This is a genomic window from Lactiplantibacillus nangangensis (assembly GCF_005405065.1).
Taxonomy (GTDB): domain Bacteria; phylum Bacillota; class Bacilli; order Lactobacillales; family Lactobacillaceae; genus Lactiplantibacillus; species Lactiplantibacillus nangangensis.
Map to the genome: position 1 here is coordinate 60,821 of NZ_BJDI01000008.1, position 16,162 is coordinate 76,982.

Genomic DNA, 16,162 nt, shown 5'->3' on the forward strand with positions numbered 1-16,162 from the left:
TACAAGAACAAAGTATAAACGCATATGATTATTTATGCAAGTATTTTCGATAATTTCTTTATTTTATGCATAAAAAGGCCTTTTATACAGCTTTTAACCGCTTTAAAATGTATAAACGACGAATAACTGACAAAGACGCCAAAATTTGCTATGATAAAGGCCATTGAAAGGAATGATCACATGAGTTTAAAAGTCCAACGTCAAGACAACTTAGATAAATTATTCGATAAATTCGCGATTGGTCCCGATGACAAGGAAAAATTGAGTCCTAAAGCCATCCAAGAAACTATTGACGAACACGCCAAACGTAAAACCGATCAACCAAAAACAAAAGACGCTAAAAAATAGCCAAAAAAATCACGTTCCCCATTTTTAGGGAACGTGATTTTGCCTTTTAATTAACAAATTTTAGTGCCAATCGTGGCCATCTTTTCACGTAATTCCGCTTCCGTCTCAGGACTAACGTCACGCCAATCAACCACTGACAGCGCGCCGTCCAGAATACCACTATCATCCTTCAAGGCTAACCCACTGTGCCAACGGTCAATATTGAGACCATTGCCTAAAAAGTCCGTGTCGCCAGGAGCGGTAGCCATGTCATAACCAACATTATTTTCTAAGGGAACCGTGTAAGTCGGATCAGCAGCCTTTAAGATGACCAATTGGAACTTGTTGCCGATCGCACAACTCCCACCTAAGCTTGAATACTTATTTGACCCGTCATCAGTCGTCAAAATCACGCGACTACCTGCTGGAATCTTATCAGCTAAATAAGCTTGTGCATCATCTTTAATCGTAATCTTCATCACTCAACACCCTTTCAATTATGACAATTAAGTTGTGTACAATTCTTTTACTATCACTAATATACCGCAGACGATCCTATAATGCAATCAAAGTGCTTACTTAAAATTAGTATTCGGTCTAAAAAACGAGTCACGACAACCGTCGGACTCGCTTTTCATTATTTGGGTGTTTTCCCATTCGGATATTTTTGATTTAATTTAGCAATATTTTGTTCCGCCACATCGTCGAAAGGAATATCTGCCCATTCAGCGACTTGTGACAAATACCAGAGCACATCGCCCATTTGCTTCGTCAATTGGTCTTTATTTAAACTCTCGCCATGGAAAGTATACTTCTTGACCAAATCGACGACCTGACCCGTTTCGGACGCTAGGCCCAATGACAAGTTCGTTAAAACTTGTTCATTGCCATACAGCGTCCGGTTGGCCAAAGATTGATAGTCATTAAATTCCACTGTTAATTGCCTCCCACTGTATGTGCTTCGATCCAGTCCCAAACAGCTTCTTTACCCGCTTTAGTTTTTGCGGAAAACGGAATAAAATCATCACCGGCTTGGAAATTCAAAGTTTTCTTAATTAAGCTCTCTTGTTTGTTCCACTTGCCACGGGCGATTTTGTCGCTCTTAGTCGCGACCACGAGTAATGGCATCTTGTAATAATGCATCCACTCGTACATCGTCACATCGTCTTTCGTTGGCGCATGGCGCGCGTCTACTAAAATGATGACCCCACGTAAGGTACTCCGATTCGTCAAATAAGTTTCAATCATCTGACCGAATTTCTCGCGATCCTTCTTAGATACTTTGGCGTAACCATAACCCGGTACGTCGACAAAGTACAATTGATCTTCGACCTTATAAAAATTTAACGTCTGTGTTTTTCCGGGCTGACTTGACGTCCGCGCATAGCTATTGCGGTTGATCAACACATTAATCAAAGACGACTTACCAACATTCGAACGACCGGACAACGCCACTTCAGGATAACCGGTGGTTGGATATTGGCTGGTCGCCACGGCACTCATGACCAGTTCTACGTTATGCACTTCCATCGAAAATAACTCCTCTACCAAATAGTCTTTACCCATTCTAACACAATTCTCAACGACGATTGGTCTAGTTTGAATGCCTCAAATGACAATTAACAGCAGTCAGGACCGCGATAAGTAACGCCCATCGCGGTCCTGACTTCGATTTCAATTAAATTTTACTGAACCTATGACGCTTTTTGATCTTCCAAAACCAATTCTGGTTCGGCATGATCTTCAACCGTCGCTTTATTAATAATGACCTTCTTCACGTCTTTACGGCTTGGAATATCAAACATGATGTCCCGCATCGTATCTTCAATGATTGACCGTAACCCCCGGGCACCAGTATTACGAGCTAAAGCTTCTTGTGCGATGGCGCGTAAGGCGTCATCGTCAAAGTCTAACTCAGCACCGTCCAACGCAATCAAGCGTTGATACTGCTTAACTAAGGCGTTCTTTGGTTCAGTTAAGATCCGCACCAAATCGTCCTCGGTCAAACGTTCTAAGGCCGTCAAGATTGGCAACCGCCCGATAAATTCAGGAATTAACCCAAATTGTAGCAAATCTTCTGGCACAACTTGTTGCATGATACTCTTGGTATCATCCAAAATCGCGTTCTTACCATCGGTATCATTACCGAAACCGATCGTCTTGTCACCAAGGCGACGTTTAACGATCTCTTCAATACCATCAAATGCCCCACCAACGATGAATAAGATGTTCGTGGTATCAATTTGAATGAACTCTTGTTGTGGGTGCTTACGACCACCCTGCGGCGGAACGTTGGCAATGGTCCCTTCCAAGATCTTCAAGAGGGCTTGTTGGACCCCTTCACCAGAAACATCGCGTGTAATCGACACGTTCTCGCTCTTCTTAGCGATCTTATCGATTTCATCAATGTAGATGATACCCTTTTCTGCACGTTCAACATCGTAATCAGCATTTTGCAATAACTTCAATAAGATGTTTTCAACGTCTTCACCAACATAACCCGCTTCAGTCAAGGTAGTGGCATCCGCAATCGCAAATGGCACGTCCAAGATACGCGCCAAGCTTTGGGCTAAGAAAGTCTTCCCAGAGCCAGTGGGACCAACTAAACTGATATTACTCTTTTGTAATTCGGGACCATCGGAGTCCTTATCACTATCCTCCATCGCTTTAACCCGCTTATAGTGATTATAAACTGCGACAGATAAAGTCCGTTTAGCTTCATTTTGACCGATTACATATTGGTCTAGTTCGTCAACAATTTCCTTTGGTGTTGGAATATCTGTCAATTCATGTGATTGTTCTTCACTGAATTCTTCATCGATAATTTCTTTACATAAGTCGATACATTCATTACAGATATACACGCCGGGGCCGGCAACAATTTTTTTAACTTGATCTTGTGATTTCCCACAAAATGAACAGTTAACTGGGCCGTTTGTCTCGGTATTTTCAAACATTCATTCTCACCTCATCGATGTATTTACATGGATTAATCATAACAGAAAAACAGGCCTAAAACCACCTATGGCCTTGTCACTTCGTCCATTACTATAACATGGGTCTTTGAAAACCTGAAATGATTTGTCTATAAACTTACAAACGGTTTTGTTCAAACTAAAGGCCTCAAGGAGTTACCCCCTCAAGGCCTTTTAGTCGATCGACTAATTAATTAGTCTTCTTTGTCTTCTTTTTTGTCGTCAGCTTTAGCATTTTGCTTGGCTGAATCAGCAATCAAGTCAACCGCTTGGCGAATCGCAATATCATGTGACAACATGTCGTCAGTTAAAGCACCGCGAACAGCGCTTTCTTCCATGTTATATTGACCAGCTAAGTCTTTAACTTCAGCATCAATCTCATCTTTTGAAGGTTTGATGTTTTCAGCTTCAACAACGGCTTCTAAGACTAAGTTAGTCTTAACCCGACGTTCAGCATCCGCAGCAAATTGCTTGTGCAAGTCATCTTCAGAAGTACCAGTTAACTTGTAGTAAGTCTTAGGGTCAATACCTTGTTGTTGCATGTTAGCCAAGTATTGATCCATTTGACGATGAATATCGTCTTCCTTCATGGCATCAGGAATTGCTTCGATTTCAGCATTGTCAACGGCTTGGTTTAAAGCTTCATCTTCAATCGCGTCATGGGCAGCAGATTCTTTTTGTTCTTTAAGTTCGTCCTTGATCTTAGCCTTTAATTCTTCAAGTGTGTCAACGTCTTCGTCAACATCCTTGGCAAATTCATCGTCTAATTCTGGGAGTTCCTTAGTTTTAACTTCATGGATGGTTACTTTGAAAGTAGCTTCCTTGTCTTGTAAGTCTTCCGCTTGGTAATCCTTAGGGAAGGTTACTTTGACTTCTTTTTCGTCGCCGGCTTTGGCACCAACTAATTGTTCTTCGAAGCCAGGGATGAATGAGTTTGAGCCCAATTCAAGGGAGTAGTTTTCAGATTCGCCGCCTTCAAATGGTTCGCCATCGACGAAACCTTTGAAGTCGATCACAACAGTGTCACCGTTAGCAGCTGGTTGGTCTTCTTTCAAAACTAATTCAGCTTGCTTTTCACGACGTGATTCTAATTCAGCATCAACGTCTTTGGCATAGACACGTGTGTTTTGACGAGTAACACTAAGTTCTTTGTAGTCGCCTAATTTAACTTCTGGTTGAACAGTTACAACCGCTTTTAAGACCCATGCCTTGCCTTTTTCCATGCTATCAACATCGATCTTAGGTTGGTCTACGGGTTCAATTTCAGTCTCTTTAATCGCTTGTTCATATGCTTCTGGGAGCACGATGTTCAAAGCATCTTGATAGAGTGCTTCTTCACCATACATTTGATTGAAGATTTGACGAGGAACCTTCCCCTTACGGAAACCAGGGACGTTTAAGTTCTTCTTAGTACGTTGGAAGGCCTTATCGATTCCTTCTTTAATCTTGTCAGCACCAATTTCGAACGTTAATTCGCCTTGGTTGCCATCTTTCTTTTCCCACTTTGCAGCCATTGTATTCCCTCCGAAACATTTAGTTTTTCTACAATTCTAGTCAATTGCATACTGGTTAAGTTTAACCTATCGACTCAATAAAGTAAACAAAATCAGTTAAAAAAGCGCGTATTCTGGCGTTTTATTGTAAATTTTCTAAAAAAAAGAGACTTGGAAGGAATCTTCCAAGTCTCTTAAATGAATCAATGAAAATCAACTAGAGATTAGTCATCAATTTCAGAAACAACACCGGCACCAACAGTATGGCCACCTTCACGAACAGTGAACTTAGTACCCTTTTCAATGGCAACAGGGGAAATTAATTCAACTGTAAATGTAACGTTGTCTCCAGGCATAACCATTTCAACGCCATCTGGTAATTCAATAACACCAGTAACGTCAGTGGTATGGAAGTAGAATTGAGGACGGTAGTTTGAGAAGAATGGCGTATGACGGCCACCTTCTTCTTTAGTCAAGATATAAACTTCGCCCTTGAAGTTCTTATGGGTCTTGATCGAACCTGGCTTAGCAAGCACTTGACCACGTACGACTTGTTCGCGGTTAACACCACGTAACAAAGCACCAACGTTATCGCCGGCTTCACCTAAGTCAAGGGTCTTACGGAACATTTCAAGACCAGTAACAGTTGACTTCAATGGTTCGTCATGCAAACCAACGATTTCAACTTCGTCACCGACTTTAACAGTCCCACGATCGATACGACCAGAAGCAACAGTCCCACGACCAGTGATTGAGAAGACATCTTCAACAGGCATTAAGAAAGGCTTGTCAGTATCACGAACTGGTGTTGGGATGTATTCATCGACAACGTCCATTAAGTGTAAGATAACCTTTTCTTGTTCTGGGTCGCCTTCGAGAGCTTTCAAAGCTGAACCACGGATAACAGGAATATCGTCACCAGGGAAATCGTATTCTGAAAGTAATTCACGTACTTCCATTTCGACCAAGTCAACTAATTCGTCATCATCAACAAGATCAGTCTTGTTTAAGAAAACAACGATGTAGTCAACACCAACTTGGCGAGCCAAGAGGATGTGTTCACGCGTTTGTGGCATAGGACCATCAGTTGCGGCAACAACTAAGATGGCACCATCCATTTGAGCGGCACCAGTGATCATGTTTTTAACGTAATCAGCATGTCCTGGGGCATCAATATGCGCATAGTGACGCTTTTCTGTTTCGTATTCAACGTGCGCGGTGTTGATAGTAATACCACGTTCACGTTCTTCGGGAGCGGCATCAATTGAGGCAAAATCTTGAGCTTCTGCTAAGCCCTTTTCAGATAATACCTTTGTGATTGCAGCTGTCAAAGTAGTCTTCCCATGGTCAACGTGGCCGATAGTACCAATGTTTACATGGGGTTTTGTTCTTTCATAATGTGCTTTTGCCATTAAATGAAACCTCCTGTGATTTTCGCAAGAATAATGTCAGTACAAATAATGCCCGACAATTCTTTAGTTAATATTATACTACATCCTAATGAAAAGGCCAAATCACGCACCCATCACTAAGAATCCTTAAACATTATATATAGTAGCCTCTGTTTTGTAAACAGATATTATTCAAAAAATTGAATTTTTGTAAGAAAAAGCTTATTGCTTTCAATTATTGGGCCAATTCCAAATTTAATTGTTGGATTTTTTGCTGACTGTCAAGCATTTTTTGCTCGGAAACAGTTAATTTTGGGGATAGTTGTCCGGTCTGACTCCCAATTAAGAGTGCCACCCAACTTTGCGCACTGGTCACAATTTTTTCAGGGCTGGGATATAAATACATTAATTGTAATGACAGCAGTCCTTGCAGGCTTTCATACAACACCGCATCTTGATGCGCGAGCTGTTGCTGTAACGCCGCTTGCACAGCCAAGCTCACATGATCTTGGCCCATCGCCGGCAAAGCATTTGGCACGACCGTCAGTGACGTTTCGTCCAACCATTGGAACGTCACGGGGGACTCGACGCCTAACCCCTTCAACGTATATAAGACCTCCACTCTGGAGAGCTGATGTAAAAATGGATCCACTAGCAGAAATTTAGCCGCGGTCAGATATTTCGCATAAGTTAAATGTTTAGCAGCCGCTAATCGCGTCATCTGACCCGTTACCGGCAAATCTGAGAGATGATAAAACTGTTTCATCGTCGTCTTCAAGGTTTGCTGCATTGTGGTTTCAGCCAATTGTTCTGCCACCGACAATTGTTTTTTCGTCGCTTGCAGCCACGCTGGCGCGATTTTGGCGCGTTGCTGTGCTGACAACCGTGCTTGAATAAACTGCTGGCTTTGACACAAACAGTCAATTAACACATCCGCCGTCTGGTCCGTTTTCAAGTAATCGGCCTCATACTCCAACGCCAATTCACTCGCTTGCATAAATTTTTTTGTGTGACATAACGCTGTCACTAATTTCAAATTAAGCACATAGCTTTGTTCCTGCTGATAGGCAACTTCAAACTGACTCGCCGCCAACGACCATTTGCCAGCCGTGGCTGCCGTTTCACCGGCAGTGATAAGTTGCGCAATGGTTTTCAAACCGCTACCCCCTTTCTGTGGACCAAAAAAGTCGGGAAAATCCCGACTAATTTTAACACTAATTTAAGCTTCATCTTCGGTTTGAGCAGCTTCCGGCTTTGCCTTTTTAGACTGACGCCGATGATGCTGATTAACTTCCATGATCACAGGCAAAATCACAGGATGTCGTTTCGTTTGATCCCATAAATAATGGTTCAACTTCTCACGAACCGCCTGTTTCAGATGGCCCCAATCAAACTCTTTATTATCCAAATTTGATTGAACTGTCTCTTTGACCAACTCAGCGCTTTCCTGCATCAAGTCCTTGCTCGTCTTCACGTACACGAACCCACGCGAGGTAATCTTGGGGGTTGAGATGATTTTCTTCTTTTTGCGATCAATTGTGACGACCGCGACAAAGATCCCATCTTCCGACAAAATCTTACGGTCCCGTAAGACAATGTTCCCAATATCACCAACACCGATACCATCGATCATCGTATCGCCAACTTCAATTGAGCCGGCTAAGTGCATCTCTTCACCATCATAGACGTACTGATCACCTTTGGCCGCAATCAAGATGTGGTCGTCAGGAATCCCGACTTCCTTAGCAAATTCAGCATGAGATTCGAGCAACCGATATTCACCTTGGATTGGCATAAAGTATTTAGGCTTCATCAGGTTCATCATCAACTGGAGATCCCGCTTCGTGGCATGTCCAGAAGAGTTCATCTCATCAGCAATGGCTTTGACATCCGCACCAGCACGATAAATCATGTCGCGCGTCTTGGCGACGACCGTTTCCATTGAGTGTGACGGCGTCGTTGTAATGAAGACTAAGTCGCCAGCTTCAATGTTAACTTTGCCTTCTTGCTTGTTGGACATCCGTTGTAGCGCCTTGATTGGTTCACCCATCCGGCCAGTCTGCAAAATGACGACTTTAGATGGATCCAATTTTTCAGCGGTTGCCAATGGGACGACAACGTCTGCCGGCATTCGGAGCTTCTTCAACTTCAAGGCAGTGTTGATAATACTTTCAACATCCCCAGGCATTAAAGCGACTTTGCGACCAGACTTTTCAGCAGCATCCAAGACTTGTTGAATCCGCAAAATATTTGAAGCAACTGAAGCCACAATAATCCGACCATTATGATATCTAAAAGTTTCCAACACGTATGACGCAATTTCATGCTCACTAACGGGCTGGTCAAAGTTCTCAGCATTAGCTGAATCACTCAGTAACGCTAAAACCCCTTTTGAGCCAATTTCGGCTAAACGAGCAAAATCAGTCTGATAGCCAACGGTAGCCGTTGGATCGAACTTGAAGTCACCGGTATAAACGACTTGCCCTTCACTCGTTTGTAACACGATTCCCATAGAGTCCGGAATCGAATGCGTCGTCCGGAAAAAAGAAGCCGTCACATTGCCAAAATCAATTTCAGTCTTTTCATCCACAATGTGGAAATCATTGAATTTCTTCGCCTTAGGATCTTTTTGCAATTGAATTTTTGCCAATTCAATCGTCAATTCAGAACCAAAAACGGGCACATTAAATTCATTTAAAAAGTAAGGCAAGGCGCCGATTGCGTCCGCATGACCGTGCGTCAAGAAGACCCCAACGATTCGATCAGCGTTTTCTCGCAAATAACTGAAATCTGGAATCACAATATCGATTCCTAGTAATTCATTTTCCGGGTACTTCAACCCACAATCTAACACATAGATGTCACCATCGACTTCGACAGCGTACATGTTTTTACCATTTTCTCGAACCCCACCAAAGGGGGTAATTTGGACTTTACTACTCAATTATTTCACCTTGATTCATTTAATATTAAGTGTTGTATACAATTTAGTTTGTTGTTCAGCAGTTAACGGCAAGATTGGCAACCGTGGTTCGCCAACCGGCTGACCGACATGGTTTAAAGCTGCCTTAACTGGCGATGGTGATGGTGCACTAAACAGTGCGGCCATCTTTGGCGTTAAATCACGCTGGTATTTCGCAGCCTTCGCTATTTCGCCTTTAGCCACCGCTTGGAACATGGCCGTCATTTCATCACCATAAATATGACTAGCAACCGAAATAACACCGGCACCACCAATTTCCTTAGCCGCTAAACTTTGCGAGTCTTCACCGGTATAAACCAGAAAATCAGCTGGCGCATTTTCGACGATTGCGCCGTATTCTTCCATCGACGTACACTGTTTGATCCCAATAATATTCGGATTTTGAGCCAATTCCAAAACCGTCTCAACGTTCATCTTGACGATCACACGTCCAGGAATATTATAGATGATCACTGGTAGACCACCCTGCTGGGCAACGGCAGTAAAATGCGCAATCATGCCAGCTTGATCTGGCTTATTATAATATGGCACAACGACCAATGCGGCATCGATACCCTTGATCTGGCTGACCTTTTGCGTAAACGCAATCGTCGCAGCGGTACTGTTTGACCCCGTACCGGCAATGATTGGCACTCGACCAGCAACGATTTCAGCGGCCTTCTTGAGTAGCCCCAATTTTTCAGCCTCGGTCAACGTTGGTGCTTCACCCGTCGTCCCACCAACTAACAAGCCTTGGGTCCCATGTGCCAACAAGTGTTCGATCAAGCTCTTCAAGCGCTCATCATCGACCTGCTGTTGATCATTAAAAGGGGTCACCATGGCAGTCATTAAATCAACATTTTTAAAGTTCATGCATTAAAACTCCTTACGATAAGATTTTACAAGTATAGTTATACTTGAGCCGAATAAATAACTCTCTTCAGTTTACCACATTTTAAACTAAAGCAATAGCTAGGCCATTCATCCCATCATGCCTGACTTAATGTTGCGGTTGTGACCGAAAATAACCCCACCATAATCCCAAAACGAGTAACTCTAAACCGGCTGTCACTAGAAAAATGGGCTGATAACCCCATTGCGTTGCCACTAGTGCTGCCAGCCCTGGTCCAATCACGTTTCCTGTCGATTGAGCGGACTGATTCAGACTAAAGACCCGGCCAAATGCCGTCCGTGGAACGCGTTCAACTGTCAAAATCTGAATGGCTGGCAACAATGCCGCATCCGCGATGCCCAAAATAAATCGTAAGACGACCAACTGCCAAATTTGGGTCGTCAGACTGGTCAAGGCAAGGTTAATGATGGCTAAGCTCAAAAAAATCACGAGACAGCGATTGGCCCCAAAATGATCTAGCCAGTGACCAACTCGCCCAGCCATCAAAATTGTCGCCAGTCCGGGGGCCGCCGCCACGAGTCCCGTCATCATCACGACTTGACTAGCTTGATGACTCAATTGGCCGACAAACAGGCTTAGAATCGGCGTGATGGCATTGGTCGTCGCTTGAATCACTAATAATGATGAAAATAAGGCGATAAAAAATGGTGCCCCGATGTCCCGTAAAATAGGCCGTAATGGCACTAATTTCGCGCGACTAATCGCTGTGACTTGTTCTGTAACGCCCCACCAAGTTAGCCCAAAAACAAGCGCCATCAAACTACCAGTGACAAAAAAAGCCCCCCGATAGCCGACCGTACTCGCCAAGCTGCCACCAAGCAATGGGCCTAACAAACTGCCCGTAATACTCCCCGTCACTAATCTACTCAACTGTTGACCACGAGTCGCGACTGGCGCCGTTAACGAAATGAGTGCATTGGCATTATTGATATAGCCCGAGAAAGCACCTTGTAGCGCCCGTAAGCCTAACAATACCCAAACATTTGGTGCTAATCCGACGCCAATAATCGTCAAAGTCATGACCCCAGACGCTCGCAAGCACATCAGCTTACGTCCCTTTTGATCGGCTAAACGTCCCCATAGTGGTGAAACAAGTGCTTTACTGGCATACGTCACAGCAAAGGCGGCCGCCCCCAGCCAAGTCAGTTGTTGCGTTGTAAACTGACCCAGCGTTTGGATATATAACACAATAAACGGTAAAGTCATCGCATTGCCTAATTCTGTGATCAGGCTTCCCAACCAAAGAATCCGAAAATTACGTTTTAACTCGATCACGATTAATCACCATGCCCTCACATCAGCTTTTAAATTCTAAGTATAGTGAGCGATCACTGGTTGGTGGTCAATTTTATGTATTGTTTTTGTAACGATGCCGCAAAAAAGTTTACAAAAAAAAGACCACCCGTAGGCAGTCTTTCTGAAATTCAATATTAACGACGAAGACCAAGATTTTGAATTAAATCACGGTAACGGTTAACATCTTCCTTACGCAAGTATGCTAATAAGTTACGACGATGACCAATCTTCTTCATCAACCCACGTTGTGAGTGGAAGTCTTTCTTGTGAACACGTAAATGTTCGTTTAATTCGTTGATGTCTTCAGTTAAAACTGCAACTTGGACTTCAACTGAACCAGTATCGCCTTCGTGACGGGCATATTTATTAATAAGTTCCGTCTTTTTTTCGCGTGAAATTGCCATGTGTATCAACCACCTTTCGAATAATTGCCCTAAACTGAGTAAGTCGCTGGTGGTGCGCGATAAACTAAGTAAAGGGTTGCTGAACACTTGATATAGTCTAGCAAAGTCGCTCCTAAAAAGCAAGCCTTAGAACATATCAAGCCAAATTACTTTACACATAACAGTTGCAATCAGGCCGGGGCTTATGTATAATAGCATTTGTTGAAAAAATGATGGAGGTGAATCTGATGCCAATTATCAAATCCGCTATTGAACGCGTGAAAACAAACAATAAAGCAAATGCCCGTAATACCACTCAAATGAGTGCAATGCGGACTGCTGTTAAAAAATTCGAAAATGCTAAAACTGCCGGCGCTGACAACGTCGATGATTTATACTTAGCAGCCGTTAGCGCTGTTGACAAAGCAGCTTCCAAAGGGCTTATCAAACGTAACAAGGCTTCTCGTGACAAGTCACGTATGGCTGCTCGTTACGCTAAGTAATGTGCACTTCCAACTCCCGAGCATCTGCTTAGGAGTTTTTTTGTGCTTTCAAAAAGGTCGCTTAGACGTGGAAATTCCCGTTTAAGCGACCTTTTTAGTCTCAATCACGCCTTTACCGTACCCCAACTGCGCGACGGTCATTGACAAATTGAACCATAAATAATTCAAATAAGAGTTCTGGATCACGTTGCGTCGTCTTCATCTGAACTTCCGTCTCCAAAAGGCCGAGATAAGCTGCCCGTAACGTCGGTTGATCAAATTGGCGTACGACTTGCATCGCCAATTTAACCCGGTATGGATGCACTTTTAAGGTACTAGCCAAACTTCCCTGACTGTAACCGGCTTGGGCTAAGACTTTGACTTGTAGTAAAAGTCGGAACTGTCCAAGTAAAATTGCATTGATTTTAAGTGGGGCTTCTTGAGCCGCCACCAATTCATGATAGAGTTCAACCGCCGACTGCGTGTGATAACGTAAGACATCATTCACCAGATCAAAAACATTTTGTGTTAATGATTTGGTCACTAACGCGTTGACAGCGGCCGAATCGATTCGTTGCGATTGTGCTGCATAGATCATCAATTTAGGCAATTGTGCCATGATCAAGCCCAGTTGACCATCCGTACGATTCAACAATTCTTGAAAGGCAGCTGGTTCAATCGAAATTTTTTTGGCCTGTAACGCTTGCTGAACGTAAGCTTGCGTTTCGCGCTCGGAAACTTGATTGACTTCCACGATGGTCGCTTGCTTTTTAAGCGACTTGACCAGCTTTTTCCGGGCATCTAATTTTTCATAAGGTGCCATTAGAACCAGAATCGTATCAGGTTCTGGTTGATCAAAGTAATGTTGTAGTGAGTCTAAGTCATGGTCAATTTTACTTTTTTGATGTTCCCCCGTTAAAAAATAGGGATGATTAATAAAGACTAGGCGCCGTTCACCAAAAAATGGTGCCGACATCGCATCATCCAAGGCCACTGCAACGGGCGTCGTCTCCATATCGTAACTCCCCACGTTCATGGTTCGTTCTTCACTCGGAATAAGCTGCAACAATTGTTGTTTAAGCTGATCAGCTAAATAGTCGACCGTGCCCAACACAACGTAGATCGACGCGAGTTGGCCCGCCTTGATTTCTTTAATGGCCTGCTGTGCGTTGATAATAATTACCTTCCTTCAAAAATGTTGTCCATTGACCCGTTTGACCGATGCCAAACCGATAAGTAACCATCCCTTGTAATGCCGTCGAATAAGTCCGGATTTGCTGGGCTCGTAGTGTCGCTAATGTCTCCGGATTGGGATGTCCATAACGATTATGGCGACCAACCGATAAGATCCCACGCTGCACCCCTAATTGTCGTAGCACTTGTGGATCTGAGGCCGTTTTACTACCGTGATGTCCTAATTTTAACACATCCACTTTCATGTTCGGATAATGTGCAACGATGGCCCGCTCCCCAGCACGATCTAGATCACCGGTAAACATAAAGCGTTGCCCACCAAAAACGCCTGTCAAAACTAAAGAATCCGCATTCTCTGCCTTACCAGGCTCAAAGGGATGCACCACCGTCAAGCCATCCGTAAACCGCTGGCCTGCTAAAGCTTCTTGGACGATTGGATGACCAATGGCAGGCGTTAATAATTGTCGAAATTTAGGTAAGACTGCCATGCCGGCGGGAACCACAATTTTTCGAACCCGAATAAGTTGTAATAATTGACCCAAATCACCCATATGATCGACATCTTTGTGTGATAAATAGACGGTGTCAATCGCTGAAATGCCTAGTTGATGCAAGTATGGCACCGTTATTGTTGCGACCCGTGCCCGCGGAGCGACCCCCTGTTGCCACTTAGGCCGTGGAAACTGCAACCGGCCACCGGTATCAATCAAACTAACAGTGCGATTGAATGGTTGCCGGATCAAGATCGAATCGCCTTGACCAATATCAATAAATTGAACCGCACCTGTCAGCGGCCAATGATTGCTGACGATCATTCCAAAATAGACCAAGCCCAATTTTAGCCAGAGCCGCTTAGTTGGTCGCCGCAATAGCCAGAGCGTCATCAGCCCAATCAACCAGGCTACCCACGCTGGCGGTTGCCCAATCGTGAGTAGTCCCGGCAGTGTTGCGACCCAGTCGAGACTCGTCTGAAACAAGGTCAGCCCCCAATCACACCAAGCTGCGACACTGGCCGACCAAAATCCCAGGCTCGCACCAATCAAAGTCAACGGCAATAAGACCCAAGTAAAAATTGGTGCCACCAACACGCTCACCACAATCGTTAACAAATGCCACTGCGCTGTCGCCAACAAGATCACCGGTAAGCTCAATAGCTGAATCCACCCTGCTAACTGCCAAGCCGGTAACCGTGGGTGCAAAATTAGAAATAGTGCCAAGCCATAACTGAGCTGGCCCCCTAGTTGACTTAATACCAACGGATTTTGCCAGATACCTAGTAGCAATGCCACACTCCAACCAGCCAAGGCCCGTTGCGGTTTGCCAGTAACAAGTTGCCAGCCAATCGACAGCATGACCGTCACCACTGCCCGTTTGAGGCTATCCGCACCGCCGCCCAGCACTAGCACCCACGGCAAGGTGCCTAGTAACCAAAGATCAATTGTCGGCCGACTCAAATGACAACGAACCAGCCACCAACGACAAAAACTGACCAGCAAGATCACGTGCATGCCGGACAAACTAAATAGATACAGTAGCCCTAATTGCTGAACACTCGTCATTACCGTGCGAAAAGTTGCGGGACGTGCTCCAATCAACAGACTAGTCGCGTATAGCTGCAACCTTTTGGGTAGTTGCTGGCTGGCAAGCATAAACTGTTTGCGCCAACTGTGTACCAAATCCAAACCGGCTAACCAGCCTGACCGTGGCCTGGCTTGAATTTGTTGGACCGTCGCCAAAGTTAATTGATGAGAGATCCCCTGACTACGATAATAATTCGGCGCGTTAAACTGTCCTGGATTTGTCGGTGGCGGGACTGGTGACCACTCGCCTTGAACGCGCCAACTGGTCCGCTGACGTAATTGCTGCAACCGGTGCTGCTCACCAGCATCCGCCAAGCGCCCATAGACGATGACCCGCCCCAACTGACTGGTTGCCACCAGTTGATACTGCCCACCATTAACACTAATTTGATCCGGTTGGACCGCTAATGTTAGTGAAAGCTGGCGTGGATTCTCGCGCTGAATTCGAACAAACTGCGCATTTTTGAAACTTAGCCACCCTGCCAACCCGATCACGCAAATCAAGTTGACAACTAATACCCGCTGCTGCTTGAGACACATGACGCGAATCAACCAGAAGAATAACAAAATGGCGGCTACCCACTGTTGACCGACCAGCCAACTACTCAGTAGACCGCCACTGATAGCGGCAAAGAATAGCGCCCGCAACTAGTTACGATTTAATAAAATATGTGCCAACCCAAGTTTATCAAGGTCAGTTTGGTCAAAAGCCACTTGTTGAAGTGCAACGTGTTTGCGTTCAATCAATGACATCGCATACGCGTCGTTATGATAATTTCGCAAATAATGAATTTTTGTAATGCCAGCTTGCAACAACATCTTAGTACACTGTAAACAAGGAAAATCAGTGACGTAAATCTCGGCACCATCCGTGGCGGCACCAAACTTGGCACACTGTAAGATTGCATTCATTTCCGCATGAATCGTGCGGACACAATGCCCATCAACCAAATAACAGCCTTCGTCGATACAATGCACATCGCCAGAAACTGAACCATTATAACCACCGGCAATAATGCGCTTGTCACGGACGATTGTGGCCCCAACTGATAAACGTTCGCAAGTACTCCGGGTCGACAATAATACCGCCTGCATCATAAAATACTGATCCCAAGGAATTCGTTGATCTTTCATTATTTTGCCTCGCTTTCAATGACAGTAGTATA

At 44.4% G+C, this 16,162-nt stretch carries 16 protein-coding genes; 2 read left to right on the forward strand and 14 right to left on the reverse strand.

What is annotated here, in order from left to right:
• Nucleotides 1–180: 180 nt before the first annotated feature.
• Nucleotides 181–348: an SPJ_0845 family protein gene (locus FFM70_RS07975; RefSeq protein ID WP_137616325.1), complete on the forward strand. Its 168-nt coding sequence runs from the start codon at nucleotides 181–183 to the stop codon at nucleotides 346–348.
• Nucleotides 349–398: 50 nt separating this feature from the next.
• Here FFM70_RS07975 and FFM70_RS07980 read toward each other — a convergent pair whose 3' ends face one another.
• From FFM70_RS07980 to rpsO, 11 genes are all read right to left on the reverse strand, one after another.
• A complete protein-coding gene (locus tag FFM70_RS07980) occupies nucleotides 399–806 on the reverse strand; it encodes an iron-sulfur cluster biosynthesis family protein (RefSeq protein ID WP_137616326.1) in 408 nt (135 codons plus the stop codon).
• A 158-nt stretch (nucleotides 807–964) separates the two neighbouring features.
• Nucleotides 965–1,261 carry a nucleoside triphosphate pyrophosphohydrolase family protein gene (locus tag FFM70_RS07985; protein WP_137616327.1) on the reverse strand — a complete coding sequence of 99 codons (297 nt, stop codon included), beginning with the start codon at nucleotides 1,259–1,261 and terminating at the stop codon, nucleotides 965–967.
• A 2-nt stretch (nucleotides 1,262–1,263) separates the two neighbouring features.
• Entirely contained in the window at nucleotides 1,264–1,857 is a 594-nt protein-coding gene (gene yihA / locus FFM70_RS07990; protein WP_137616328.1) for a ribosome biogenesis GTP-binding protein YihA/YsxC, read from the reverse strand.
• 164 nt (nucleotides 1,858–2,021) lie between these two features.
• Entirely contained in the window at nucleotides 2,022–3,284 is a 1,263-nt protein-coding gene (clpX, locus tag FFM70_RS07995) for an ATP-dependent Clp protease ATP-binding subunit ClpX (RefSeq protein WP_137616329.1), read from the reverse strand.
• 212 nt (nucleotides 3,285–3,496) lie between these two features.
• Complete coding sequence (gene tig, locus FFM70_RS08000; protein WP_137616330.1) at nucleotides 3,497–4,816, reverse strand: trigger factor; 1,320 nt, start codon at nucleotides 4,814–4,816, stop codon at nucleotides 3,497–3,499.
• Between the two features lie 203 nt (nucleotides 4,817–5,019).
• On the reverse strand, nucleotides 5,020–6,207 hold the full coding sequence (gene tuf, locus FFM70_RS08005; protein WP_137616331.1) for an elongation factor Tu: 1,188 nt from the start codon (nucleotides 6,205–6,207) through the stop codon (nucleotides 5,020–5,022).
• Between the two features lie 214 nt (nucleotides 6,208–6,421).
• On the reverse strand, nucleotides 6,422–7,342 hold the full coding sequence (locus FFM70_RS08010; RefSeq protein WP_223877460.1) for a hypothetical protein: 921 nt from the start codon (nucleotides 7,340–7,342) through the stop codon (nucleotides 6,422–6,424).
• Nucleotides 7,343–7,405: 63 nt separating this feature from the next.
• Nucleotides 7,406–9,130, reverse strand: a complete 1,725-nt coding sequence (locus tag FFM70_RS08015) for a ribonuclease J (protein ID WP_137616332.1) — start codon at nucleotides 9,128–9,130, stop codon at nucleotides 7,406–7,408.
• 15 nt (nucleotides 9,131–9,145) lie between these two features.
• Nucleotides 9,146–10,021 carry a 4-hydroxy-tetrahydrodipicolinate synthase gene (gene dapA / locus FFM70_RS08020; RefSeq protein ID WP_137616333.1) on the reverse strand — a complete coding sequence of 292 codons (876 nt, stop codon included), beginning with the start codon at nucleotides 10,019–10,021 and terminating at the stop codon, nucleotides 9,146–9,148.
• 127 nt (nucleotides 10,022–10,148) lie between these two features.
• Entirely contained in the window at nucleotides 10,149–11,336 is a 1,188-nt protein-coding gene (locus tag FFM70_RS08025; RefSeq protein ID WP_223877461.1) for an MFS transporter, read from the reverse strand.
• Between the two features lie 155 nt (nucleotides 11,337–11,491).
• A complete protein-coding gene (gene rpsO, locus FFM70_RS08030) occupies nucleotides 11,492–11,761 on the reverse strand; it encodes a 30S ribosomal protein S15 (RefSeq protein WP_122551502.1) in 270 nt (89 codons plus the stop codon).
• 227 nt (nucleotides 11,762–11,988) lie between these two features.
• Between rpsO and rpsT the strand changes: the two genes are divergently transcribed.
• Nucleotides 11,989–12,243: a 30S ribosomal protein S20 gene (gene rpsT / locus FFM70_RS08035; RefSeq protein ID WP_137607259.1), complete on the forward strand. Its 255-nt coding sequence runs from the start codon at nucleotides 11,989–11,991 to the stop codon at nucleotides 12,241–12,243.
• Between the two features lie 112 nt (nucleotides 12,244–12,355).
• Here rpsT and holA read toward each other — a convergent pair whose 3' ends face one another.
• From holA to FFM70_RS08050, 3 genes are read right to left on the reverse strand one after another with little or no spacing between them, the layout of a single operon-like run.
• Nucleotides 12,356–13,396: a DNA polymerase III subunit delta gene (gene holA / locus FFM70_RS08040; protein ID WP_171002336.1), complete on the reverse strand. Its 1,041-nt coding sequence runs from the start codon at nucleotides 13,394–13,396 to the stop codon at nucleotides 12,356–12,358.
• A complete protein-coding gene (locus FFM70_RS08045; RefSeq protein ID WP_137616335.1) occupies nucleotides 13,374–15,644 on the reverse strand; it encodes a DNA internalization-related competence protein ComEC/Rec2 in 2,271 nt (756 codons plus the stop codon). Before FFM70_RS08045 ends, holA begins: the two co-directional genes overlap by 23 nt.
• Nucleotides 15,645–16,130 carry a ComE operon protein 2 gene (locus tag FFM70_RS08050; protein WP_137616336.1) on the reverse strand — a complete coding sequence of 162 codons (486 nt, stop codon included), beginning with the start codon at nucleotides 16,128–16,130 and terminating at the stop codon, nucleotides 15,645–15,647.
• Between the last annotated feature and the right edge of the window lie 32 nt (nucleotides 16,131–16,162).

What these genes read in the sequence shown, in the direction of transcription:
- FFM70_RS07980 (WP_137616326.1), bottom strand. Translation starts at nt 806, where the DNA reads ATGAAGATTACGATTAAAGATGATGCACAAGCTTATTTAGCTGATAAG.
- FFM70_RS08050 (WP_137616336.1), bottom strand. Translation starts at nt 16,130, where the DNA reads ATGAAAGATCAACGAATTCCTTGGGATCAGTATTTTATGATGCAGGCG.
- FFM70_RS07975 (WP_137616325.1), top strand. Translation starts at nt 181, where the DNA reads ATGAGTTTAAAAGTCCAACGTCAAGACAACTTAGATAAATTATTCGAT.
- clpX (WP_137616329.1), bottom strand. Translation starts at nt 3,284, where the DNA reads ATGTTTGAAAATACCGAGACAAACGGCCCAGTTAACTGTTCATTTTGT.
- rpsT (WP_137607259.1), top strand. Translation starts at nt 11,989, where the DNA reads ATGCCAATTATCAAATCCGCTATTGAACGCGTGAAAACAAACAATAAA.
- yihA (WP_137616328.1), bottom strand. Translation starts at nt 1,857, where the DNA reads ATGGAAGTGCATAACGTAGAACTGGTCATGAGTGCCGTGGCGACCAGC.
- tuf (WP_137616331.1), bottom strand. Translation starts at nt 6,207, where the DNA reads ATGGCAAAAGCACATTATGAAAGAACAAAACCCCATGTAAACATTGGT.
- dapA (WP_137616333.1), bottom strand. Translation starts at nt 10,021, where the DNA reads ATGAACTTTAAAAATGTTGATTTAATGACTGCCATGGTGACCCCTTTT.
- tig (WP_137616330.1), bottom strand. Translation starts at nt 4,816, where the DNA reads ATGGCTGCAAAGTGGGAAAAGAAAGATGGCAACCAAGGCGAATTAACG.
- rpsO (WP_122551502.1), bottom strand. Translation starts at nt 11,761, where the DNA reads ATGGCAATTTCACGCGAAAAAAAGACGGAACTTATTAATAAATATGCC.